Raw genomic sequence first — 23,175 nt, 5'->3', positions numbered from 1 at the left:
AGATCGGGATCCGCCGAGGTCCCGGCAGACGACGCCGGCCGCCCGGGGCAGCCGCGTTCCTCAATCAGGACAGCGCCACCGGGACCAGCACCCGGGAGCCACCCCGGCGCAGACAGCTGACTGCGCTGCCGTGCCGGGCGCAGTCGCCGAGCGACTCGTCCAGCACGGCCAGCGTCTGCGGCCGGGTGGGATCACCGTCCAGCGCCACCACCAGCGTCCGGTCCCCGGCAAGCTGCCGGACGCCGAGCGGACGACCGGCTTCGCCGTTCTGGGGCATCAGCGGGGACCATCGCCCGAGCTCACCCAGGGGCTCGCCGGTACGGGCGTCGACCGCCACCACTGCGACCTGCCCGTCGACCCAGCTGTCCCGGCCGGAGCTGAGCAGCAGCCGGTCGCCGCCGTCCCAGAGCAGCACACCCTGGTCGGTGGACCACATCACCCGTCCGGTCCGCGCGTCGAGGGCGTGCAGCCGCCCGCCGTCGTCCACATAGCAGCGGTCCGTTCGGCAACCGCTCACGTCGAACCACGGCACCCGCCGGCCAAGACCGGTCATGCGCCATCGGTGTGCCAGATCGCTGAGGCCGTACGCGTCCAGCCGCCCCCGGCCGTCGTCGGCCAGCAGCAGCTCGCCCCAGATCCCCAGCGTCACGTCCGGCGGCAGCGGCAGGTCGCCCGAGCGCAGCAGCCGGCCCGTCTCGGGATCACGCACCTCGACCCGGCCGTCCGGGGTGGCCAGCGTCCACGAGTGCACCCGCAGGCCGTCCCCGTACTCGTGGATGTGTTGTGCCGCCGGGTCCAAGGGCCACGACCAGAGCGGGTCCCCGGAGCGGGGATCGACAGCGGCGCGTACCCATCGCCCTTCGTTTCCGGAGTCGACCAGCACCGCGCCGGCGGCCGTGAGACCGCTGAGGTGCCCGGTGGCTCTCCAGCGGACGCCGCCGTGCGCCGGGTCGAGCCCGATCGTCACCGCCGACAGCGGCTCCGTGTCGGTCGCCTCGGCCGGAAATCCGACGAGCAACAGGGTGCCGGCGGAGCTGCCGACGCCCATCCTGTCGATCCACACCGGCGACGGCACCCGCCACAACGGATCACCACCGGGCCATCGGTAGGCGGCGAGCTCACTCGAACCGCCGTCGCGTGGATCGTCGGAGCCGACCACGAGGAGATCGCCGACGACATGGATCTGGTGCCACGCCACGACCGGCACGACCACCTCCGGCACCGCACGTGGCGGGGGCGCCGAGCCGACGGCGAAGAGCGCGACGAGCAGCAGCACTGCGGCGAAGCCGGCCGGCGAGCGCCGGGGAAGGCCGGCGGGCGGGCGGCCCGGCGCGCTGACGGGCGACGACGCGCCCAGCTCACCGAGGTCGATGCTCATCCGGCACCATCAGCACGACCTCCGAACGGTCGAAGCGGCGGCAGGTGATCGCACCGAACCGCACGGCGCAGCCGCCGGAGGAACCGTCGACGATGCCGAGCACCTCGGGCTCGGCCCGGCCGGGGCGCAGGACCGCGACCATGAGCCGGTGACCCGAGACCTGCCGGGTGACGACCAGCGGCGGGCTCCCCCAGTGCTGCAAGCCGGCGAGCGTCCAGGTGCCGAGGTCCCGGAGCTGCCTGCCGCTGTCGGCGTCGGCGATGAGGAGCCGGGCGTGCATCGACAACGGCGCGGGCGACGACTCGATCACCAGTACGGACTCCCCCGCCGGCCAGGCCGTTCGCGGACGCGGCGACGACCAGCGCACCTCTCCGGTGCGGGGATCCAGCGCGCGCAGACCGTCCGCGTCGCCGACCAGGCACGCCGTCGCGCCGCACCCGCCGACCGTGACCTCGATGGTCTCCTCGTCGAGCCGCCAGCCAAGCTCCCATCGGGGCCGCAGGTCCGGCAATCCGTACGCCGTCGCGCCCTGCTCATCGCCGAGCAGGAGGATGTCCCCGACCGGCCGGAACTGTGTCCACTGCGCGGTGGAGACACCGTCGCGGGAGCCCAGCAGCCGGTTGGCGTCGAGGTCGCGTACCTCCAGCCGCCCGGCGGGATCGATCAGAATCCAGTGGCCCGGCGTGGCCGCATCGGGTTCGTGCACGAGGGGCCAACCGCCCTCGGCCAGGGGCGACGACCAGCGCACCCGACCGGAGCCGGGATCGATACTGGAAACGGTGGCCGGCGTCGCCTGGTCGTCGTGCAGCAGCACCGGCCCGGCCCGGGTGACCGCCCGCACGGCACCCGGGTACCGCCACCGGATCGTGCCGTCCGCCCGGGCGAAAGCGACGGTCTCGACGGGTGCGCCGACCGCCTCCGGCTGACCGTACCGCTGCTGCCCCTGCGCTACGAGCACATCGGCGGCGGGGGTGACGTGCAGCGCGTACCGCTCGGCGTCGAACGGCGACGGCACGCGCCACAGACCGTCCCCTCCGGGCAACCGGCGGGCGGTCAGGAACGCACCCGACTGCCCGGGCGGCTCGACCCCGAGCAGGAGGTGGCCGCTCACGCCGCCGGAAGCGGCGACGACGATGCCCTCTGGACCGACCCCGGACGGCAGGACCGCCTGCGGGACACCGGCGGTCACCGGCTGCTCGCCACCGACGAACGGGAGCAGGAGCACCAGCAGGAGGGCGAGGCGCGGGCCACGGCCCGGCAGTCGCGGTGTCGGCGGCTGCGAGGACGGGACCGTCTCGCTGGTCCGGCCGAGTTCGATCGTCACCGGTCCCGCCCCGCTTTCCTCGCAGGCCCGCTCCAGGCATTCGTCACGGTCAACCTATCGTGCCCCTCGCCAGAACAGAACCTCGCGGCCGCGCCTCGCCTCCCGGATCGATCACCGCGCCGGGCGCGGCCCTTGCGCCGGGACGTCCCGTAACAGGGATTCGGGCCACTGGCAACAAACCCGACACCGACCCACCTGTACGATGGCTCGTCGTGGCCACCCCGGTATTGAGTTCCGAATCAGCTTCCGATACTGCCTCCGACGGCACCGCCGAGTCGGCCGTAGCGGCTGGGACACCGGCCAGTGCAGAGGCGACACCGAAGCGCCGCCGGGTCCGGCGGGCCGACCTCGCCGCCATCGGGGCGTACGTGATGCTCGGCGTCTTCGTCTGCCTTGAGCACTGGCTCGACGTGTCGAACCGGATCTCGTCGCACCTGCCGAGCGACCACAGCTGGTTCGAGTGGCTCTTCTCGCACGGCGCGTACTCGGTGCGCCACCTGGAGAACCCGCTCTTCTCCGCCCAGCAGAACGCCCCCGACGGGGTGAACATGATGGCCAACACCTCGATCCTCGGCGTGACGCTGCCGCTGGCTCCGGTGACCTGGCTACTCGGTCCACAGGTGACCTACGTCCTGTACCTCGGCGGTGCGCTCGCGGCCACGGCCGCCACCTCGTACTGGATGCTCTCCCGGTACCTGGTCAGCTCCCGGGCCGCGGCCTTCGCCGGCGGCGCGTTCCTCGGCTTCGCCCCGGGCGTCATCCACCACGCCAACGGGCAGCCGAACTTCGTCTCCCACTTCCTGCTGCCGATCATCGTGGTGCGGGTGCTGCGGCTGGGTGAGCCGGGCCGCTGGCTGCGCAACGGCATCGTGCTGGGCCTGCTGGTGGCGTACCAGATCTTCATCAACGAGGAGATGCTGCTGCTGACGGCGCTGGCCTGCCTGGTCGTCGTGGTCGGCTACGCGATCGCCCGCCGGGAGCAGGCCCGCGCGAAGTGGCGCAGTTTCGTGTCGGCGCTCGGCGTCGGCGGCGGGCTGGCCCTGCTGCTGACCGCCTACCCGATCTGGTACCAGTTCAACGGCCCGCAGTCCTCCCGCGGCCTGCAGGACGGGGTCTTCCACTCCTGGGGCGAGGACCTCGCCGCCTACGTGACGTTCTCCCGCGACACCATCGCCGGCAACGCCGCGGTGGAGCAGACCATCGGCCTCACCGAGCAGAACAGCTGGTTCGGCTGGCCGCTGGTGGCGCTGGCCGTGCTGACCCTGGCGCTGCTCTGGCGCCGCAGCGGCGCCGCCCGCATCGCGGGCGTGGTGATCGCGGTGTTCACCATCGCCTCGCTGGGCCCGCGGATCCGTTTCAACGGCACCGAGACCGAGCTGTACGGGCCGTGGCACTTCATCTCCGACGAGCTGCCGCTGGTGGAGATGATGATGCCGACCCGGCTGGCGCTGGTGGTCACCGCCGCGGTCGGGGTGCTGATCGCACTCGCCTGGGAGAGCGTCGCCCGCGCCGACCTCGGTAGCGCACCGTCGGCCGCGGTCGCCCGCAAGTTCGGGTACGCGGCGGTTGCCCTGGCGCTGCTGCCCCTCTTCCCCACCCCGCTGCCGACCCGGCACGTGGAGTCCCCGCCGGCCTTCATCACCTCGGGCGCCTGGCGCGAGTACGTCGACGCCGACCGCACGCTGGTGCCGGTGCCGGTCCCCAGCAACGTGCACGGCCTGGCCACGCTGCGCTGGAGCGCGCTGACGCAGCACGAGTTCGCCGTCCCGGGCGGCTACTTCATCGGCCCGAACGCCGCAGGGGATGGCATTTTCGGCGCGCCGCCGCGCCCCACCACGATGCTGATGTACCAGACCATGAGCGCGGCCGAGGTGCCGCAGATCGACGCCGAGCAGCGCCGGCAGGCGCTCGAGGACCTGCGGTTCTGGAACGCGGCGGTGGTGGTGCTCGGCGCGCACGAGCAGGATGAGTTGCTGCTGGAGCTGATGACCGAGCTGCTCGGCCCGGCCGTCCGGGTCGACGACGTCTGGCTCTGGGACGTCCGTCAGCAGGTCGGCTGACGTTACGGGCGGCGTCGGCAAGTCGGCCCGACGCCGCGGGCGGCGTCAGCAGTTCGGCTGACGCCGCAGCTCAGGCAGCCTGGTCGCGGACGTCCCAGATCCACACGTCGTCCGCGCGGGTGCCCGGCCCGAGCAGCAGCTCCACGGTCTGGCGGACCGCGTCGCCGTGGCGCAGCTCGCCCAGCACCACCACGGCGGCGCGCCAGTGCCGCAGATCCGCCACGGCCTGCGCCCGGTCGGCGTCGGTCACCACCGGCACCTGCCCGCTGCGGGCAACGTGGCGCAGCAGGACGGAGGTCGGCCGGTCCGGGGCGCCCCAGTGGGCCTGCGGGTCGCCGGGGCCGGACGGCCCGATGTAGAAGCCGCCCGGGGCGGCGAAGGCGACGCCGGTGCGGGCCGACCAGAGCATTCCGCTGGTGGCCTCGCCGCCGCCCACCGGCGGTACGGCGACCAGGGTGCGCCCGTCCGGCACGTACCCGCGCCACTGCCCGGAGCTGATGAAGTCCGGCACCGGCGCGAACGGCACGGTCCGGATCGGGGTGGGGGTCAACGGCAGCAGGGCTGCCGCCACCGCGACGGCCCAGACTCCCCGCGCCGGGATCCGTCCGGCGATGCGCCCGTCGCGCTGCCACACGTCGTCGAGCAGGAGCGCCAGCAGGATCGCGATCACCGGCACGACAATCAGCGGGAACCGGGCCGGCACCGCGAGGTCCAGCAGCGGCACCTCGCGCAGCAGCCGGTACGGCCCGGGCAGGCCGGTGTCGGTGCCGCCGACGCCGACCGACGAGCCGAGGGCGAGCAGGGCGAAGACCAGGCCGCAGGCGGCGAGCGCCCGCACCAGCGGCCGGCGCCGCAGCCGGATCACCGCGACGACGCTCAACAGCAGCAGCGGCACGCCGAAGAACGAGTTCTCCTCGGTGGCGTTCGGCGCCAGACCGGCGGCGGAGGTGGCGCCGCCGGCGACCGTCTGGGTCGCCCAGCTGCCGAAGGAGAGCAGGTCCAGGGCGTAGGCGTCCACGTCGAACGGCATGCCGCGGTAGTGCTGCGGCCCGAAGAACTGCCACCAGAGCGGGTACACCAGCAGCGGCAGCGCGGTCAGCGTCCCCACACCGAGCCGCCCCAGCAGCTCCGGGGCCCGCCGCCGTGCCGTGGCCGGGTCGCAGACTGCGTACGCGAGGGCGAACAGCCCGCAGGCCAGCACCAGGAAGACCAGCGTCTCCTCGCCGAGGAAGACCTGGTACGTCACGGTCAGGCCGAGGGCGGTCCCGCGGCGCACCGTACGGCCGGGGCGCGGGTCGAAGACGAGCCAGAGGATCACCGGCACCAGGAACTGCGCCGCCATGTGCAGGTGCGCGCCGGCCTGCGCGATCATCCCGGGCGCGAAGCCGCAGAAGAGCCCGCCGACGGCAGCGGCGGCGCGGGAACGCACCAGCGTGCGGGAGAGCAGGAAGTACCAGGCGGCCGCAGTGCCGGCCAGGCAGCCGGCCACCGCGACGAGGAAGGCGACCTGCGAGCCGAAGAGCAGCGTCACCGGGGTCAGCGGCACACCCAAACCGAGTACGGAGGTGTTCGCCATCAGGTTGACCCCGTCGGGGAAACCCACGGCGTCGCTGTGCAGCGGGTTCTCCCCCGCGACCAGTGCCCGGGCCGTCCGGGCCAGCATCCACTCGAAGAGCACCTGATCGCTGTACTGGTGGAAGAGCCGATCGGAGCGTCCCCACTGCGCGGTGGTGAGTCCGGCCGCCAGCAGCAGATAGCCGGCGATCAGCACCGCCTCGCGCCCGCGCCGGGGCAGCGACCGCCCGGACGGCGTCGCCGTCCTGCCTCGCTCCGGCGCGAGCTGCGGCACTAGCCTTGCCGGCTCGTCAGTGCCCGTACGTCCCAGATCCAGACGTCCTGTACGCGCTGGGCGGGACCGGCGAACTGCTCGACGGCGAGCCGCAGCGGTTCGGCGTTGCCCTGATCGACGGGGAGCACCAGGATGGCGGCGTTCCAGTGGCGGAGTTCGTCCAGGCCGCGGCGGCGTTCCCGGTCGTCGTAGGTGACGCTGCGGCCGGTCGCGGCGACCTCGTCCAGCATCGCGCCGAAGCCGCTGCGCCGGCCGCCGAACCGGCCCGGGTCGCCGCTGTTGGCGTTGCGGGGTGCGAGGAAGTAGCCGCCGGGGATCCGGAAACCGAGGTTCGTCGACGCCGCCCAGCGCATGCCGTCGGTGTGGCCCATGCTCGGCACCGGGATCGGCACCAGGGCCTGGTCGGCGGCGACGTACTCCTGCCAGGCTCCGGAGGTGATGAAGTCCGGCACCTCCGGGCGGCTGACCATCCGCAGTGGCATCGGCGCGATCGGCAGCAGGGCGACCACCAGGGCGAACGCGGTGACGGCGCGGACGGTGGACCGGTCCGGCTGCCGCAGCCGCGCCGCCCGGTCCACCGCCAGGGCCACCACGATCGCGATCACCACGCTGGTGATCATGCCGAAGCGGGTCGGCACCACCGCGTTGAGCAGCGGCAGCCGCACCAGCAGCTCCCACGGGCCGGGGAAGAGATCCCGTCCCCAGTAGGAGACAACTTCGCCGAGGGAGAGCACGGCGTAGAAGACGCCGGTGAAGGCGAGTGCGCGCACGATCAGGTCGCGCCGCATCCAGAGCACCGCGCCGACGGCGACGAGCAGCAGGCCCCAGCCGAAGAAGGCGTTCTCCTCGGAGTAGTTGGGCGCCAGCTCGACGTTGGAGCGCCGGCTGCCGCCGATGGTCGGCGACCCGGGGTTGAAGAAGCCCATCAGGTCGTTGCCGTAGTCGCGCACCGCGTCGCTGAGCCCGTGGTACGCCATCGGCCCGGCGAACTGGATGTAGAGCGGGTACGCCAGCAGGGCGCCCGCGACGACGGCGCAGGTGGCGACGCCGATGCCCAGCGGTCGCCACGCCGCGGACCAGGCGCCGGGCCGCTGGGCCAGGACCGCGAGCAGGAAGATCCCGCAGGCCATCGCGGTGAAGAGCAGGATCTCCTCGTTGATGAACATCTGGTAGACGACCAGCGCCGCGAGGATCAGCCCGTCGCGGATCGGCCGCCGGGAGCGGGTCAGCACCAGCACCCGCCAGACGATGAAGGGCAGCAGGAACTGGCTGATGATGTTCGGGTGCCAGCTGGCGTGCGACAGCATCGCCGGGGAGAAACCGCAGAGCCAGCCGCCGACGATCGCCGCGGCCGGGGTGGAGACGATGTGGCGGGAGAGCATGTAGTACCAGGCCGAGGCGGTGCCGGCCAGGCCGAGCGTCACCAGGACGACGAAGGAGACCGCGGGCCCGAAGAGCAGCGTCACCGGCACCATCGGAATACCCAGGGCCAGGATGGACGTGTTCGCCATCAGGTTGACGCCGTCGGGATAGTTCAGGAAGTCGGTGTAGAACGGGAACTCGCCGTGCAGCACCACCCGCACCGAGTGGGCGAGGAAGAACTGCACCTGCGCCGGGTCGCTCTTGTAGAGGGAGGCGACACGCCCCTGTGGGTCCATCCAGATCGGGCTGGTGACCCAGATGGCGCCGAGCAGGAAAGCCCCGAAGACGAGGAGGTCCCGCCGGTTCAGGCGACGTGCGGGGCGGCCACCGTCGGAGGCGGCGCTTCCCGCCGCCGGGGCGGTCGCGACCGCGGAGCCCGTACCGGCGGCGTCACCGGTGACCGTGCTGTCGGCGGTGGCGGCGGTGCCGTTGACGGTGGCGGTGCTCCCCGAGGTGCGGACCGGTCCGGGTGCGGCCGACGCCGCCTCCATCACGGCACCATCGGTGGACACCGATTCCGACTCTGAGCCGGGTTCGAGGCTGGGCGCGGCAGGCGTCACGGTCGGTAAATCTACCGGAGAAAAAGCGGCGGAATCCCGCGGGTACGCGCATCCGCCGGTCGATACAGCCCGTCACCGACGAAGGTCCACACGATACGGCTGTCTCTTCCCGGTCCCGTCCCGGAGCACCGGAGCTGTCTCGTAGGATGTGGCTCACGCTCTGGGTGAGGGATCGGGGGACGCGTGGTGGGTTCGACCCGTCGTCGGAGATCGGCTCGACCAGTCGCGACAGGCGTGGCTCTGCTCGCGCTGCTGCTGTCGGCCGCCGGATGCAACTCCGTCGCCGACCCGCGCACCGCCACCCTGCGTACCGGCTTCGACACCCTTGACGGTTCCATGACCGTCTGGCCGGCCCGGGGTGAGCTGGCCGGCGACGCCGCCACCACAAATGCGGTCACCGCCGCCGTACGCGACTGGCGCTCGCCGATCGACGACCGCGTCTACCTGCCCTCCTCCGGCATCCTCTGGTCGGGACGGGTCGAGGGGACACCGCTGGCGCTGGTCGCCGCTGAGGTGCCCGGTGAGAGCGCCTCCTGGCTGCTGCAGCTGAGCTGGGAGCCCGGCAGTTCCGGTTACGCGGTGGGGCGGGCCGTGGAGTACACCGATCCGGGTTACCTGGTCTACGCCGACCTGCTGCCGGTGCAGCTGGGCGATACCCGGCACTACCTGGCCTCGGCCCGGGTGCAGCGGCTGACCGGCCCGGACGGCGCGGACGTGCCGCTGCGCGACGGGCTGACCGGGGCGGTGCCGGTCGAATCGTGCCGGGCGGCGACGCTGACGGTGACGCTGCGGGAGACCGAGTCGCTCCCGCAGGGGCGCAAGGCCGACCGGCTCCTGGATTTCGGGACCGGAATCTCCGATCCGGCGTATCCGCTGGTCGGCGACGCTTCCGGGGCGGGCGCGAAGGCGCTCAGTGGACTCGACACCTGCGCGCTCGCCGCCGGCGACGGCGCCTTCGGCGCCATCGCCCGACGGGTCGGTGGGCGGAGCGCCCCGCAGGCCGTGGCGGCGTCCTGGCCGATGGAGGAGATCCGTCACCTCCCGCTCGGCACGGTGACGCTCGACGGTGTGGCGGCCGGCCGGTTCGAGCAGCTCTACTGGGAGACCGCCACCGGGACCGTGACCGCCCTGGTGTACCGCCCGGCGGACGACACCGCCGCGGTGGTCTCGACCCCCGATCGCGCCGCCCCGCTGCAGCTCTACGAGATCACCCTCGGTGGGCGCAAGCTCGTCGCGCTTGCCTGGCAGCCGGAGGAGGAGAAGCAGGCTTCGGTCTCCACGCCGACGGAGACCGAGCGGCTGCTGGAGCGGGACGGGCTGCTGGTGGTGCCGGCGCCGACGGGCAAGGACAAGACCTACGGCCTCGCCACCGAGGACACCACCCACTACCGGTCGGTCGGCGACAACAAGAACTGAGACCTCAGCCCACGAACGACCAAGGAAGGGGGCGGCCGCTGCTGCGGCCGCCCCCTTCTTGTGGATCGTCTGCGGTCAGTTCTGCCGGGCCGGCTGCGCCCGGTCGCCGTTGTTGCCCAGCGGCAGCCGCACCGGGGCGAGGGAGCGCTCGTTGAGGCCGGAGACCCAGCCGGTGACGTCACGCGCCACCTGCTGGCCGGTCAGGCCCAGGTCCGCGAGGATCTGCGCCCGGGTGCCGTGCGGGTGGAACTGCGCGGGGATGCCCAGGTTGCGCACCGGCACGTCGAGGTCGGCGTCGCGCATCGCCTGGGCGATCGCGGTACCCACGCCGCCGTTGACGACGCCGTCCTCCAGGGAGACGACCAGGCGGTGCTCGGCGGCCAGGTCGACCAGCTCGGCCGGGACCGGGCGCACCCAGCGCGGGTCGACGACGGTGACGCCGTAGCCGTGCTCGGCGACCCGGGCGGCGACGTCCATCGCCAGCGGGACGAAGGAGCCGATCCCGACGAGGAGGACGTCCTTGCGCTCGGACTCGGCGAGCACGTCGACCGGGCCGGTCCGGCGCAGCGCCGGCAGGTCCGCGGCGACCGAACCGGTCGGGAAGCGCACGATCGTCGGGGCGTCGTCGACGGCGACCGCCTCGCGCAGCTCCTCGCGGAGCGTGGTCGCGTCGCGGGGTGCGGCCAGCCGCAACCCCGGCACGACACCGAAGACCGACATGTCCCACATGCCGTAGTGGCTCGGCCCGTCGGGCCCGGTGATGCCGGCCCGGTCCAGGACGAAGGTCACCGGCAGCTTGTGCATCGCCACGTCCAGCAGGACCTGGTCGAAGGCACGGTTGAGGAAGGTCGCGTAGACGGCGACGACGGGGTGCAGCCCGCCGAGCGCGAGCCCGGCCGCGGAGGTCGCGGCGTGCTGCTCGGCGATGCCGACGTCGTAGACGCGTTTGGGGTACTTGGCCGCGAGCTTGGCGATCCCGGTCGGCTCCGCCATCGCCGCGGTGATGCCGACGACGTCGGGCCGCTCGTCGGCGATCTTGACCAGCTCGTCGGCGAAGATGTGCGTCCACTTCACCGACGGCGCGGCCAGCAGCTTGCCGGTCTCGACGTCGAAGGCGCTGCCCGGGCCGTGCAGGCAGTCGGCCTTGTCCTCCTCGGCCGGCCGGTAGCCGTAGCCCTTGCGGGTGACGACGTGCACGATCACCGGGGCGCCGAAGTTCTTCGCCGCCCGCAGCGCGACCTCCACCGCATCCCGGTCGTGGCCGTCGACCGCGCCGACGTACTTGATGCCGAGGTCCTCGAACATCGCCTGCGGGGCGACCGCGTCCTTGACGCCCTTCTTGACCGCGTGCAGCACCTCGTACATCGGCTTGCCGACCAGCGGGGTCGAACCGAGGGCGTCCTTGACGGTGTCGAGGATCTTCTCGTAGCCGGGGTTGAGCCGCAGCGTCGACAGGTGCTCGGCGAGACCGCCGATCGTCGGGTCGTAGGAGCGGCCGTTGTCGTTGACCACGATCACCAGCGGGTTGCCGGAGGTGGCGATGTTGTTCAGCGCCTCCCAGCACATGCCGCCGGTGAGCGCGCCGTCGCCGACCACGGCGACCACGCTGCGCTGCTCACCGCGGAGCGCGTAGGCCTTGGCCAGCCCGTCGGCGTACGACAGGGCGGTGGAGGCGTGCGAGTTCTCGATCAGGTCGTGCTCGCTCTCGGCCTGGCTGGGGTAGCCGGAGAGGCCGTCGCGCTGCCGGAGCTGGTCGAAGCCCTCCTGCCGGCCGGTCAGGATCTTGTGCACGTACGACTGGTGGCCGGTGTCGAAGAGGAACCGGTCACGCGGGGAGTCGAAGACCCGGTGCATGGCGAGGGTCAGCTCGACCACGCCGAGGTTCGGGCCGAGGTGTCCGCCGGTGCGGGAGACCTTCGCGACCAGGAAGTCCCGGATTTCCGCCGCGAGCAGCGTCAGCTCCTCGTCCGACATCCGCTTGACGTCCTGTGGTCCCTGCACCCTGGTCAGCATCCGACCGTGCTCGGCCGAACCGTCGTCAACACTCATGACCGAAGAGTCTATCGGTCCGGCACGAGGCCGGAGCGGTATCGGAGATCAATTTGCCCTGTGCCACCCGATCGGCGACCTGTGCTCACCGTGTAACAACGCCCGGAGCCCTCCCAGCGGACCGGCCGCGTACCCCCGGGACGCGCCGTGGTGAGCAGCGGGAACGACCGGGGCCGGTACGGCCGTGCCCGCAGGCGGCCGGCGATCTTCACCGCGAAGAGCAAGCTACGTCACAGCGAAATGCAACTACCCTGTTACTCCGAGTCCCCCGACCGCCCCGCCCTCCAGACAGGCGCCCGTCATGACGACCCCGCGCACCCCGGCCGGCCGCGCCGGCCCGCCCGGTCCCGGGCCGGCTCCGGCAGTCGCGGGGCCGAGCGGGCAGCGCGCCGCCGGCCAGCTTCTCGCGCTGCTCCTGGTCGGGCTCCTCGCCCTGCCCCTGCTGCCGCTGCTGTTACTTCTGATCGGCTGGATCCGGCTGCGCGACCGGCTCAGGCCGGGCTGACCGGCCAGAGCGCAACCGCAGCGGGTCAGGCCGGAGTGACCGGTCAGAACGCAGCCACAGCGGGTCAGGCCGGGGTGAGCAGGCCAACCAGCTCCACGTGCTGGGTCATCGGGAAGAGGTCGAAGCCCCGCAGCGCCGCCAGCCGCCAGCCCTGCTCGCCGAAGGTGCGCACGTCGCGGGCGAAGGCCGCCGGGTCGCACGCCACATAGGCCACCGCCCGCGGCCCGGCCCCCGTGACGGCCCGCACCACGGCCGCCCCCGCCCCGGTGCGCGGCGGGTCCAGCACCACCAGGTCCACCGGGCCGGTGATGCGCCGCCGGGCCAGAGCCGTCTCCACCCGGGCGGCGACGATCTCCACCCCGGGGGTGTCGCCGAGGTTCTCCCGGGCGGCCGTCACGCCCTGCTCCGAGGACTCCACCAGGGTCACCCTGCCGGTCGGCCCCACCCGGTCGGCCAGCGCGCCGGCGAAGAGCCCGGCGCCGCCGTAGAGATCCCAGGCCCGCTCCCCCTCGACGGGCGCGAGCATCGTCAGGACCGTCTCGGTCAGCGTGTCCGCGGCCGCCGGATGCACCTGCCAGAACGCCTCGGCGGGGACCTGCCAGCGCCGTCCCGCCGCCTCCTCGTGCACCTCGTCCTGGCCCCGTACGACGGTGGCGGTCCCATCGGCGAGGGCGCTGACGGTCACCTCGCCGGTCGAGGAGGCAACCGTGGAGACCGCCTCGGCCTGCGGCCAGCGCGCGCCGCTGCCGCTGAGCACCGGCAGCTCCTGGATGGCGGGGTGGGCGATCAGGCAGCGCTGCACCGGCACCACCTCGTGCGAGCGGTGCTTGAGCAGCCCGGCCCGGTCGGCGGCGTCCACCGCGTAGCGCACCCGCGAGCGCCAGCCCAGGGTCCCGCCGGGCAGCGCCTCCACCCGGACACCGAGCGCGTCGATCTCCGGCTCGGGCAGGCGGGCCAGCCGCACGAGCTGCTCGCGGACCACATCGGCCTTCCAGCGCAGCTGGGCCTCGGGCGCCACGTGCTGCAGGTCGCAGCCGCCGCAGAGCCCCGGACGGGCGTACGGGCAGGGCGGTTCGACCCGGTCGGGCGAGGCCTCGATCACTCGCACCGCGTCGGCGCGCAGGAAGCCGGTGTGCACCTCGGTGATCTCGGCAAGCACCCGCTCACCCGGCAGCGCGTGCCGAACAAAGATCACCTGGCCGTTGTGCCGGGCCACGCAGTGGCCACCGGGCGCGACCGCGCCGACGGTCAGCTCGACCTGTTCGGCCTCCTCGACGTTCATGTGTCTCCTCCCTCGGCCACCGTCGCCGCGGCGGCGTCGGATCTGCTGCGCTCATCCTCTCGCTCGCCGCCTCGCGGGCCGCGCACGGGCCCCCGGACCAGGGTGGCGTCGAGGCGGTTGAGGTCGCGCGCGGCCGAGGACTCGAGCTGCCAGGGGACGCTGGTGACCATCACCCCCGGTTCGAAGAGCAGCCGGGTCTTGATCCGCAGCGCGCTCTGGTTGTGCAGCAGGTTCTCCCACCACTTGCCCAGGACGTACTCGGGGACGAAGACGGTCACCACGTCCCGTGGCGACTGCCGCCGGATGCCCGAGACGAAGTCCAGGATCGGCCGGGTGATCTCCCGGTACGGCGAGTCGATGATGGTCAGCGGCACCGGGATGTCCCGGTTCTCCCACTCCTGTTGCAGCGCCCGGGTGTCGGCGTCGTCGACGTTGACAGTCAGCGCGGTGAGCGTGTCCGGCCGGGTCGCCAGCGCGTACGCCACTGCCCGCAGGGTGGGGCGGTGCACCTTGCTGACCAGGATGATCGCGTGGTTGCGGGCGGGCAGCATCTGACGGCCCTCGTCCGGGGTCAGCTCCTCGGCGACCCGGTCGTAGTGCCGCCGGATGGCGAGCATCGTCAGGTAGATGCCGCCCATCGCGGCGATGGCGATCCAGGCGCCGAGCAGGAACTTGGTGATCAGCACGATGATCAGCACCGCGCCGGTGAGCGCCATGCCGAAGCCGTTGATCGCCCGGGAGCGCATCATCCGGCGGCGCACCACCGGGTCGCGCTCCACCCGCAGCAGCCGGTTCCAGTGCCGGATCATCCCCGCCTGCGAGAGCGTGAAGGAGACGAAGACTCCGACGATGTAGAGCTGGATCAGCCGGGTCACCTCGGCCTGGAAGCCGACGATCAGCACGATCGCGAAGACCGCCAGGAAGATGATGCCGTTGGAGAAGGCCAGCCGGTCGCCGCGAGTGTGCAGCTGCCGGGGCAGGAAGCGGTCCTGGGCGAGGATCGAGCCGAGCACCGGGAAGCCGTTGAAGGCGGTGTTGGCCGCCAGGAAGAGGATCAGCGCGGTGACCACCACCACCAGGTAGAGCAGAACCGAGCCCGAACCGAAGACGGTCTCGCCGAGCTGGGCTACGACGGTCTTCTGGACGTACCCGGCGGGCGCCCCGACGATCTGCGCGGCCGGGTCCTCGACGAACTGCAGCCCGGTGATCCGGGCCAGCCAGACGATGCCGACCAGCATGGTGACGGCGAGGCCGCCCAGCAGCAGCAGCGTGGTGGCGGCGTTGCGGCTCTTGGGCTCCTTGAAGGCGGGCACGCCGTTGGAGATCGCCTCGACACCGGTGAGCGCGGCGCAGCCGGAGGAGAAGGTGCGCAGCAGCAGGAAGATCATCGCGGCGGCGGTCGGATCGTGCCACTCCGCCTCGATCAGCAGGTTGGCGCTGGGGGCCTGCAGGTCGTGGCCGAGGACGAAGACACGGATCAGGCCGGTGGCGATCATGCCGACCATGACGATGATGAATCCGTAGATCGGCACGGCCAGCGCGCTGCCCGACTCCCGCAGCCCGCGCAGGTTGAGCGCGGTGAGCGCCACCACCGCCACCACCGCGACGAGCACCTTGTGGGTGGCGACGAACGGCACCACCGAGCCGAGGTTCGCCACCCCGGAGGAGACCGAGACGGCGACGGTGAGCACGTAGTCGACGAGCAGGGCGCTCGCCACCCCGACGCCGAACTTCGGCCCCAGGTTGGCGCTGGCAACCTCGTAGTCCCCACCCCCGGAGGGGTAGGCGTGGACGTTCTGCCGGTAGCTGGCCACCACGGTCAGCATCACCACCACGACCGCCAGGGCGACCCAGGGCGAGTAGAGGTAGGCGCCGGCGCCGGCCAGGGAGAGGGTCAGCAGGATCTCGTCCGGCGCGTAGGCCACGCTGGAGAGCGCATCGGAGGCGAAGACGGGCAGCGCCACCCGCTTGGGGAGCAGGGTGTGCTGGAGGCGGTCGGACCGGAACGGCCGACCGACGAGGATTCGCTTCAGCAGCGAGGTGGGACGGGCCACAAGCGCCAAGGGTACGACCAGCCGTCGTCCACCGCCGAGGGCGGCACGGCAGCGGCGCAGAGCCGCTGGGGGTAGCGTCGGCGCACGCCGCCGCGACCGGCGTGAAAGGCTCGAAGCACGGTCCCACCGGAGGGCCGGCGAACCGGCTCGCGGACCAGACAGGAGGGACCGTGCACATCGTGATCATGGGGTGTGGGCGGGTGGGCTCGACCCTCGCCCACAACCTCGAGGCCCGAGGTCACTCGATTGCCGTCATCGACCACGACGCCGAGGCGTTCCGCCGGCTCGGGCCGGACTTCCGGGGCATGACGGTGACCGGCGAGGGCTTCGACCAGGAGGTGCTGCGCAGCGCCGGCATCGAGCGGGCCGACTCGTTCGCCGCGGTCTCCAGCGGCGACAACTCCAACATCATCTCCACCCGGCTGGCCCGGGAGAACTTCGGCGTGGCGCGGGTCGCCGCCCGGATCTTCGACCCCCGGCGCGCCGAGGTCTTCGAACGGCTCGGCATCCCGACCGTCGCCACCGTGCGGTGGACCGCCGACCGGGTGATGCAGCTGCTGGTGCCGGAGGGGGACGTGGAGATCTTCCGCGACCCGACCAGCACCGTGTCGATCATCGAGGTGCCGGTGCACCACGACTGGATCGGACGCCCGCTGCGCACGCTGGAGGAGGCCACCGGGGCCCGGGTGGCGTACCTGAACCGGTTCGGCATCGGCACCCTGCCGACCGCCTCCACCGTCGTGCAAGAGGGCGACCAGGTCTTCATGCTCGTGACCGACGACCTCATCGCTGATGTCACGTCGGTGGCCGAGGCGCCACCGGAGAGGGGGCAGTGACATGCGCATCGCCATCGCCGGGGCCGGCAACGTCGGTCGTTCCATCGCCCGCGAGCTGATCGAGAACGGCCACGAGGTCATGCTCATCGACCGGCAGAGCCGAATGGTCAAGCCGGACCGGATCCCGCAGGCCCAGTGGGTGCTCGCCGACGCCTGCGAGCTGATCAGCCTGGAGGACGCCGGCCTGGCCGGCTACGACGTGATGGTCGCCGCCACCGGCGACGACAAGGTCAACCTGGTGGTGTCGCTGCTGGCCAAGACGGAGTTCGCCGTCGGCCGTACGGTCGCCCGGGTGAACCGGGCCGAGAACGAGTGGCTCTTCACCGACCAGTGGGGCGTCGACGTGGCGGTGAGCAAGCCCCGGGTGATGGCGGCGCTGGTCGAGGAGGCCGTCACGGTGGGCGAACTGGTCCGCCTGATGACGTTCCGACGGGGTCAGGCGAGCCTGGTCGAGATCACCCTGCCGGTCGGTGCGCCGTACGTCGGGGAGCCGGTCCGCTCGTTGCCGTTGCCGCGCGACGCCGCCCTGGTGGCGATCCTGCGCGGCGCCCGGGTGCTCGCCCCCGGCACGGACGACTCGCTGGAGGCCGGCGATGAGCTGATCTTCGTCTGCACCGCGGACGTGGAGGACCGGGTGCAGGAGGCGGTCCTGGGCACCCCGGCGACCATCGATCCGGAAGCCCCGGAGTAAACGGCCACGGGCCGGGGTGAGCCTCCGGTCGGGCGCGCCGGGGTGAGCCCTCCAGGCGCGCCCGGGTGAGCCGCCGGGGGTGGCGGGGACCGGCTAGTCGGCGGCCACCGGCGCGGCGGTGCGGTTCATCCGGCGCACCACCCAGAAGGTGATGGCCAGCAGCGCCAGGTACGGCGGATAGCCCAGCGCGAGGCGGGCGATGCCCAGCGCGGTCCCCATCTCGGCGAGGTAGAGCGCCCCCTGCACCCCCACCTTGATCAGCCAGACAACGCCCCAGAGCACGGTCAGCCAGGTGAAGGTCCGCACCATCCGCTCGTCCCGGCGCCACTCGGACTTGCCGCCGCCGGCCAGGATCGACCAGATCCAGCCGACCAGCGGCTGCCGGACCACCGCCGAACCGAGCAGCACCACCCCGTAGCCGATGCCGTAGAGGATGCCGGGCAGATAGAAGTCGCGCTCGTCGCCGGAGTTCCAGGCCAGCCAGGCGCCGACGGCGATGCCGAAGAGCCCGTTGACCGCGTACCGGATCGGACGGCGCTGGCTCAGCCGCAGCGCGGCGATGGCCAGCGTCACGGCCACCGAGGCGATCACCGCCGGCCGTAGCTCGAAGAGGATGTTGCAGAGCACGAAGACGACGACCGGGATGCTCGATTCGGTCATCCCGCGCACGCCGCCGAGCTGGTCGGCCATCTGCTCGGTGAAGCTGGGCAGCGGCTCCTCGCCGTCCGGGGCCGCCGCCGGCCGGGTGTTCGGGTGCTGTCCGGTCGTCATCTGTAGACGTCTTCCGTTCGCGGTCGAGGGGCGGCTGCCGCCCTCAGGTGAGCTGCAGCTCGTAGTACGGGTTGTAGATGACTTTACGGTCGTCGAGCAGGGCCAGGCGGCCGCGAGCAGTGATCTGCCGTCCCGGCTCGATGCCGGCGATGCGCCGACGGCCGAGCCAGATCAACGTCACCACGTCGCTGCCGTCGTAGAGGTCCGCCTCCAGCGTCGGCCGGTTGCTGCGCGGGTTGTAGACGACCGTACGCAGCCGGCCGGAGATTCGCACCACCTCGCCCGGCAGGCAGTACCGGGCGGCGCGGCCACCGGCGAGCGCGCTGAGCCGGCGCAGCTCCCCCGCCTCGATCTCGGCCTCGCTGGAGGTCCACCGGCGCAGCATGCGGCGCAGCGACATCCGACCCTCGTCGGTCGTCATCCTCGCGCGTCACCCCTTCGCCGAACAGGAGGGTCGCCCGCCTGGGCGGCGTTCACCACCGACGGCAACCCCGAGCGGGCGGCGTTCACCACCGACAGCAATCCCCGAGCGGCCGCCATTCCCCGCCGGCGGCAACCCCCGAGCGCTGCCAGCGTACGCCCGCGCGCCCGCCACGGTGCACGTCTCGCCGACCGGGCGCCGACTATCCGGGTCCGGGGGCCGGACCCGGCGCCGGAGCCTTACCCGCGGGCACACAGCCCCGGCCAGGGCCCGCCGACACTGGCCCTGCGCCGGACGGCAGCGCCGGCTGCCCTCAGGCCCCGGCGTCGGTCGCGGCGTCTGCGGCGGGGGTGGCGTCCTTGGGCAGCCGCAGCGACAGCGGCTCGCGCACCGGACGTGCCTCGCTGCCACGGTCAACGACCAGTCCGTGCAGGCACTCGGTCAGTGCTTCGCCCTGGTCGGGCTCGACCGCCGCCGGCCCCTGGTAGACGGCCCGGATCATCCAGCGCGGGCCGTCCACGCCGACGAAACGCAGCCGGGTCACGCCACCGTCGGCGCTCTTCGCCTGGGCGACGAGCTCGCCGCCGTACTCGCCCTGGGTCTCGTCGACGACCGCGCCGTCGGCCCGCAGCGACTCGCGAATCTCGGCACGCACCTCGTCCCAGATCCCCTCGGTGCGCGGCGCGGCGAAGACACCGAGCTGCAGCGCGCTATCACCGCTGACCAGCACGACCTGCTGGATCGCGCCGTCCGGGTTGGCCTGCACCCGCACCTCGATGCCGGGCACCGCCGGGATCTGCAGGCTGCCCAGGTCGAGCCGCTCCACGCCCGCCGGCGCGTCCGAGATGTCGTACGGGCCCACCGGCGGAACCTCGACCTCGACGGTCTCGGTCGCCTGCTCCGCGGCCTTGGCGGCGTGCCGTCCGCTCTGTCGCCCTCGCGAGAAGATCATTTTTCTAGCCCTCCACTGGTCGCGCTCACTCTGCCACCTTCGCCGCCGGACCGCCGGTCGCCTCTCCCAGGCTCAGGTGGCCACCGGTGGAGCCGTGACCGCCCGCGCCCCGCACCGAGTCCGGCAGCTCGTCCACCGGCCGGAACCCGGCCCGCTCGACCCGCTGGATCACGAGCTGGGCGATCCGGTCGCCCCTAGCGATCTTCGCCGGGTTGTCCCGATCGTGGTTGATCAGGTTGACCAGGATCTCCCCGCGGTAGCCGGCGTCGACCGTACCGGGCGCGTTCAGCACGGTCACGCCCAATCTGGCGGCAAGTCCGGAACGGGGGTGCACCAGGCCGACGTACCCCTCCGGGAGCGCGATCGCCACCCCCGTCGGCACCAGGGCCCGCCCGCCGGGAGGCAGCTCCACGTCCGCGGCGGCCACCAGGTCCGCCCCGGCGTCACCGGGATGCGCGTACGCGGGCAACGGGATCCGCGGATCGAGCAGTCGTACCGGCACCGGCACCATGTCGTTCACGATCTTGCGCCTCCAGGCGACGAGGGACTTGCCTGACATCCTGCCCGGTCCGGCGACTGTGGCGCGCCGTACCCTCGTAGCGTGAGCATGTCGCAATCGTCCGCCACGTCACCGACCGACGACCGCGCCCCGGCCCGGTACGCGGAGCGGCTGAAACTGCCCTGGTGGGCGCTGCTGATCGCCCTGCTCGGCGGGCTGATCTTCGCCGCCGAGATCTGGATGGGGGTGCCCGGCGCACGGGGCTGGGTCGCTTTCGGGCTCGTGGTGCCCGTCGTGGCCGGCCTGCTCTGGTGGCTCGGACGGGTACGCGTCGCGGTCCGCGACGGCGAGTTCCTGGTCGACGACGCCCGGCTGCCGGTGCGTTTCGTGGCCGACGTGGTCGCGCTCGACCTCGAAGGGCGGCGTGAGGTGCTCAGCGTGGGCGCCCACCCCCTCGCCTTCGTGGTGCAGCGCCCCTGGATCGCGGGGGCCGTGCAGATCGTGCTGGACGACCCGGCCGACCCCACGCCGTACTGGGTGGTCAGCACCCGGCATCCGGTGCGCCTGGCCGAGGCGATCCTCGCCGAACGCGACGCGTCGGCGGGCTCGGCACGCTGAGCGCACGGGCACCGCGCCCCCGGCGCCGAACGGCCGGACACGGCCGCCTTCGGCGGGGGCAGGTGCGGCGACCTCGACTATTGAGGTCGCCGCTGACCGGTAATGGAGCTGATCAGGCGCATTCCCGACAGATCAGCTCACCGTTGCGTTCGGTCGCCAACTGGCTGCGGTGATGCACCAGGAAGCACCGCGCGCAGCGGAACTCGTCCTGCTGCATCGGCAGCACCTTGACGGTCAATTCCTCGTCGGCGAGATCCGCGCCGGGCAGCTCGAAGCTCTCGGCGACCTCGGCCTCGTCAACGTCCACGGCGCCCGACTGCGAGTCGACCCGCCGTGCCTTGAGCTCTTCCAGGCTGTCCTCGCCGAGGTCGACCTCGTCGCGCCGTGGGGCGTCGTAGTCGGTGGCCATGGGTTCCACTCTCCTATGTCGATACGTTTGCTTCCGGGATAACGCCGGACGACGCCTTTTGTTCCACTAACCGGCCTCGTTGTGTCGGTCTCCCGACCATCCAGACCGTCGTCCCCGGCCCTGCCGTCAGCAGTAGGCCGGACGGGCGCGGTACCTTACCCCCTCCCGGCGTGGCATGTATACCGCCCTGACGGCTCGGATGTACGGCGTAGCACGGGAACTTCTTCCCGATGTGACTGAGGCGACACGAAGATAGGGGTATTCCTACCCGGTTCGCAGTCGGCACGCCGGACCTCCGACTGTTTCCACACGGCTGCTCCACAACCGCTACCCTCAGCGGGCGTAACCGCCCAACCGGCGCCCGGATTCGCTCCGTCGCCACACCGCACGGGAGTTCCAGATGAGCTTTGCGCGAGTGCGAGCACTCGTCGTCGTCGGCGTACTGGTGCTCTTCGCCCTGGTCTTCATCACGGTGGCGGTGGCACGCGACTCACAGCGCGGCGGCGTCACCGCGGAGGAATGCCCCGCGGGCTGGCCACTGGCCGACCTGACGCTGCGCGAGCCGGACAAGGTGAAGATCAACGTTTACAACGCGACCGCCAAGCCGAGACTCGCCAGCTCCGTCGCCGACGACTTCCGCAACCGGAAGTTCCAGGTCGAAAAGGCCGGCAACGATCCGCTGAAGAAGAGCATCGACGGCATCGCGGTGCTGCGTTACGGCCCGCGGGCCGTCGGCGGGGCGCACCTGCTGAAGGCGTACTTCCTGAACGACGCGACGGCGGAGTTCGACCCGACGCGTACCGACGACGTCGTCGACGTGGTGATCGGGAACTCGTTCCAGCAGCTCGCCACCACCACCGAGGTCAACCAGTCGTTGACCGACATCGGGTCGGCCCAGCTGCCTCCGAACACCTGCCCCGACCCGAACGCCAAGGACTGAGCCGGCCAGGCCGTCACGCAGCCGACCCGACCGTCAGGTGGGCCGCCAGGCCGTCACGCAGCCGGTCTGGCCGTCAGGTGGAGGGTCCGGCCGTCACGGGCCGCCGGCGGCGTCCAGGTCGGCGAGGCGGTCGTGCAGCGGCCGGTACAGCGCCGGCGGCGCCGCGATCACCAGATCGGGTCCGGCCGGCGCGCCGTTGAGCCCGCTCACCAGCAACCCGGCCTCCTGCGCGACCAGACCGCCGGCGGCCAGGTCCCAGGCGGCCAGCCCTTTCTCGTAGTACGCGTCCATGACCCCTTCGGCGACCCGGCACAGGTCCAGCGCCGCCGAACCGGTGCGCCGGATGTCACGCACGTGGGAGATCATTCCGGCCAGCACCCGGCCCTGGTGCGCCCGCCGGTCGCGGTCGTAGCCGAACCCGGTGGCGACCAGCGCCCTGCCCAGGTCGGTCTCGGTCGACCCGGTGAGCCGCCGGCCCGCCCGGAACGCGCCACCACCGCGGGTCGCGGTCCACTCGTCGCCGCGGGCGGCGTCGCGGACCACGCCGGCCACCACCTCGCCGTCGACCTCCGCGGCGAGCGAGACGGCGTAATAGTCGATGCCGTAGAGGTAGTTCACGGTCCCGTCGATCGGATCGAGGATCCAGCGCACCCGGGCGGTGTCGACACCGCCGTCGCCGTACTCCTCACCGAGCACCGCGTCGTCGGGGCGCAACACCCGCAGCGCCTCGACAACCTGCCGCTCGACGGCCCGGTCCGCGGCGGTCACCACATCGGTGGCCGTGCTCTTGGTGGCCGCCACGGCCACGCCCTCGGCCCGCATCCGTGCGGCGGTCTGCGCCGCCGGGCGGGCCACCCGGACGGCGATCTCGAGCAGTTCGCGTGGATCCGGTACCGAGTGCTGCATTCCGTTTCCCCTTCCCGCCCGCATCGCCAACCGACCGGCAGAGCGCGAGTATCATCTCTAGAAAGTCCACATCCGTGCCAAATCGGCGGCCCCCGGCCGCTGTTGGTCCGTGCGCCGCAGGATGATCCCCGCAGACGGCGTTACAATTCACGCCTACCCACTTGCCACGGATCACCGGCAGCCGTCCGGTCCGCGTCACGGGGGTGCTCCAACAACCCATCGGCCCGGCACGA

At 72.4% G+C, this 23,175-nt stretch carries 20 protein-coding genes; 7 read left to right on the top strand and 13 right to left on the bottom strand.

The annotated features are described in order from the left end of the window. Positions 1 to 64: 64 nt before the first annotated feature. Both ACK8GG_RS11040 and ACK8GG_RS11035 read right to left on the bottom strand, forming a co-directional pair. A complete protein-coding gene (locus ACK8GG_RS11040) occupies positions 65 to 1,378 on the bottom strand; it encodes an outer membrane protein assembly factor BamB family protein (protein ID WP_440356220.1) in 1,314 nt (437 codons plus the stop codon). Then, positions 1,359 to 2,702 carry a PQQ-binding-like beta-propeller repeat protein gene (locus ACK8GG_RS11035; protein WP_440356219.1) on the bottom strand — a complete coding sequence of 448 codons (1,344 nt, stop codon included), beginning with the start codon at positions 2,700 to 2,702 and terminating at the stop codon, positions 1,359 to 1,361. Before ACK8GG_RS11035 ends, ACK8GG_RS11040 begins: the two co-directional genes overlap by 20 nt. Before the next feature lie 212 nt (positions 2,703 to 2,914). Here ACK8GG_RS11035 and ACK8GG_RS11030 point away from each other — a divergent pair, with 212 nt between their 5' ends. Further along, a complete protein-coding gene (locus ACK8GG_RS11030) occupies positions 2,915 to 4,762 on the top strand; it encodes a DUF6311 domain-containing protein (RefSeq protein ID WP_440356218.1) in 1,848 nt (615 codons plus the stop codon). A 70-nt stretch (positions 4,763 to 4,832) separates the two neighbouring features. On the opposite strand, the gene ACK8GG_RS11025 is transcribed toward ACK8GG_RS11030, so the two are convergent. Together ACK8GG_RS11025 and ACK8GG_RS11020 are read right to left on the bottom strand one after the other, a co-directional pair. Beyond that, positions 4,833 to 6,611, bottom strand: coding sequence for a DUF6311 domain-containing protein (locus ACK8GG_RS11025; protein WP_440356217.1), 1,779 nt, complete (start codon positions 6,609 to 6,611; stop codon positions 4,833 to 4,835). Then, on the bottom strand, positions 6,611 to 8,524 hold the full coding sequence (locus ACK8GG_RS11020) for a DUF6311 domain-containing protein (RefSeq protein ID WP_440356271.1): 1,914 nt from the start codon (positions 8,522 to 8,524) through the stop codon (positions 6,611 to 6,613). The genes ACK8GG_RS11025 and ACK8GG_RS11020 overlap by 1 nt, the downstream gene beginning before the upstream one ends. Positions 8,525 to 8,827: 303 nt before the next feature. On the opposite strand from ACK8GG_RS11020, the gene ACK8GG_RS11015 reads away from it, so the two are divergent. After that, on the top strand, positions 8,828 to 10,009 hold the full coding sequence (locus ACK8GG_RS11015; protein WP_440356216.1) for a hypothetical protein: 1,182 nt from the start codon (positions 8,828 to 8,830) through the stop codon (positions 10,007 to 10,009). A gap of 75 nt (positions 10,010 to 10,084) precedes the next feature. Here the strand turns inward: ACK8GG_RS11015 and dxs are convergent, their stop codons facing one another. Next, a complete protein-coding gene (gene dxs, locus ACK8GG_RS11010) occupies positions 10,085 to 12,058 on the bottom strand; it encodes a 1-deoxy-D-xylulose-5-phosphate synthase (protein ID WP_440353546.1) in 1,974 nt (657 codons plus the stop codon). A gap of 301 nt (positions 12,059 to 12,359) precedes the next feature. Here dxs and ACK8GG_RS11005 point away from each other — a divergent pair, with 301 nt between their 5' ends. After that, positions 12,360 to 12,563, top strand: coding sequence for a hypothetical protein (locus tag ACK8GG_RS11005; protein WP_440356215.1), 204 nt, complete (start codon positions 12,360 to 12,362; stop codon positions 12,561 to 12,563). A gap of 64 nt (positions 12,564 to 12,627) precedes the next feature. Here ACK8GG_RS11005 and ACK8GG_RS11000 read toward each other — a convergent pair whose 3' ends face one another. Both ACK8GG_RS11000 and ACK8GG_RS10995 read right to left on the bottom strand, forming a co-directional pair. Continuing rightward, complete coding sequence (locus tag ACK8GG_RS11000) at positions 12,628 to 13,845, bottom strand: class I SAM-dependent RNA methyltransferase (protein ID WP_440350119.1); 1,218 nt, start codon at positions 13,843 to 13,845, stop codon at positions 12,628 to 12,630. Beyond that, entirely contained in the window at positions 13,842 to 15,899 is a 2,058-nt protein-coding gene (locus tag ACK8GG_RS10995; protein ID WP_440350118.1) for an APC family permease, read from the bottom strand. Before ACK8GG_RS10995 ends, ACK8GG_RS11000 begins: the two co-directional genes overlap by 4 nt. 170 nt (positions 15,900 to 16,069) lie before the next feature. Between ACK8GG_RS10995 and ACK8GG_RS10990 the strand changes: the two genes are divergently transcribed. Beyond that, positions 16,070 to 16,735, top strand: a complete 666-nt coding sequence (locus ACK8GG_RS10990) for a potassium channel family protein (RefSeq protein ID WP_440350117.1) — start codon at positions 16,070 to 16,072, stop codon at positions 16,733 to 16,735. A 1-nt stretch (position 16,736) separates the two neighbouring features. After that, a complete protein-coding gene (locus ACK8GG_RS10985) occupies positions 16,737 to 17,426 on the top strand; it encodes a potassium channel family protein (protein WP_440350116.1) in 690 nt (229 codons plus the stop codon). A 93-nt stretch (positions 17,427 to 17,519) separates the two neighbouring features. On the opposite strand, the gene ACK8GG_RS10980 is transcribed toward ACK8GG_RS10985, so the two are convergent. The 4 genes from ACK8GG_RS10980 to dut form a co-directional block, all read right to left on the bottom strand. Further along, on the bottom strand, positions 17,520 to 18,197 hold the full coding sequence (locus ACK8GG_RS10980; protein WP_440350115.1) for a DUF3159 domain-containing protein: 678 nt from the start codon (positions 18,195 to 18,197) through the stop codon (positions 17,520 to 17,522). A 43-nt stretch (positions 18,198 to 18,240) separates the two neighbouring features. Continuing rightward, positions 18,241 to 18,618 (bottom strand): OB-fold nucleic acid binding domain-containing protein, encoded by a 378-nt coding sequence (locus ACK8GG_RS10975; protein ID WP_440356214.1) that lies wholly within the window; start codon positions 18,616 to 18,618, stop codon positions 18,241 to 18,243. Positions 18,619 to 18,931: 313 nt separating this feature from the next. Continuing rightward, complete coding sequence (locus tag ACK8GG_RS10970; protein WP_440350113.1) at positions 18,932 to 19,570, bottom strand: DUF3710 domain-containing protein; 639 nt, start codon at positions 19,568 to 19,570, stop codon at positions 18,932 to 18,934. 25 nt (positions 19,571 to 19,595) lie between these two features. After that, positions 19,596 to 20,081 carry a dUTP diphosphatase gene (gene dut, locus ACK8GG_RS10965; protein ID WP_440353889.1) on the bottom strand — a complete coding sequence of 162 codons (486 nt, stop codon included), beginning with the start codon at positions 20,079 to 20,081 and terminating at the stop codon, positions 19,596 to 19,598. Positions 20,082 to 20,177: 96 nt separating this feature from the next. Between dut and ACK8GG_RS10960 the strand changes: the two genes are divergently transcribed. After that, a complete protein-coding gene (locus ACK8GG_RS10960; RefSeq protein WP_440356270.1) occupies positions 20,178 to 20,687 on the top strand; it encodes a DUF3093 domain-containing protein in 510 nt (169 codons plus the stop codon). 112 nt (positions 20,688 to 20,799) lie between these two features. Here the strand turns inward: ACK8GG_RS10960 and ACK8GG_RS10955 are convergent, their stop codons facing one another. Beyond that, positions 20,800 to 21,096: a DUF4193 domain-containing protein gene (locus ACK8GG_RS10955; protein WP_091553612.1), complete on the bottom strand. Its 297-nt coding sequence runs from the start codon at positions 21,094 to 21,096 to the stop codon at positions 20,800 to 20,802. A 415-nt stretch (positions 21,097 to 21,511) separates the two neighbouring features. On the opposite strand from ACK8GG_RS10955, the gene ACK8GG_RS10950 reads away from it, so the two are divergent. Next, complete coding sequence (locus ACK8GG_RS10950) at positions 21,512 to 22,036, top strand: LytR C-terminal domain-containing protein (RefSeq protein WP_440353887.1); 525 nt, start codon at positions 21,512 to 21,514, stop codon at positions 22,034 to 22,036. A 93-nt stretch (positions 22,037 to 22,129) separates the two neighbouring features. On the opposite strand, the gene ACK8GG_RS10945 is transcribed toward ACK8GG_RS10950, so the two are convergent. Further along, positions 22,130 to 22,942, bottom strand: a complete 813-nt coding sequence (locus ACK8GG_RS10945; protein WP_440353544.1) for an inositol monophosphatase family protein — start codon at positions 22,940 to 22,942, stop codon at positions 22,130 to 22,132. Between the last annotated feature and the right edge of the window lie 233 nt (positions 22,943 to 23,175).

This window comes from Melissospora conviva (assembly GCF_049523535.1).
GTDB classification, from domain to species: Bacteria; Actinomycetota; Actinomycetes; order Mycobacteriales; family Micromonosporaceae; genus Melissospora; species Melissospora conviva.
The sequence above is the reverse complement of the archived record's forward strand: the minus strand, read 5'-3'. Positions and strand labels throughout refer to the sequence as shown.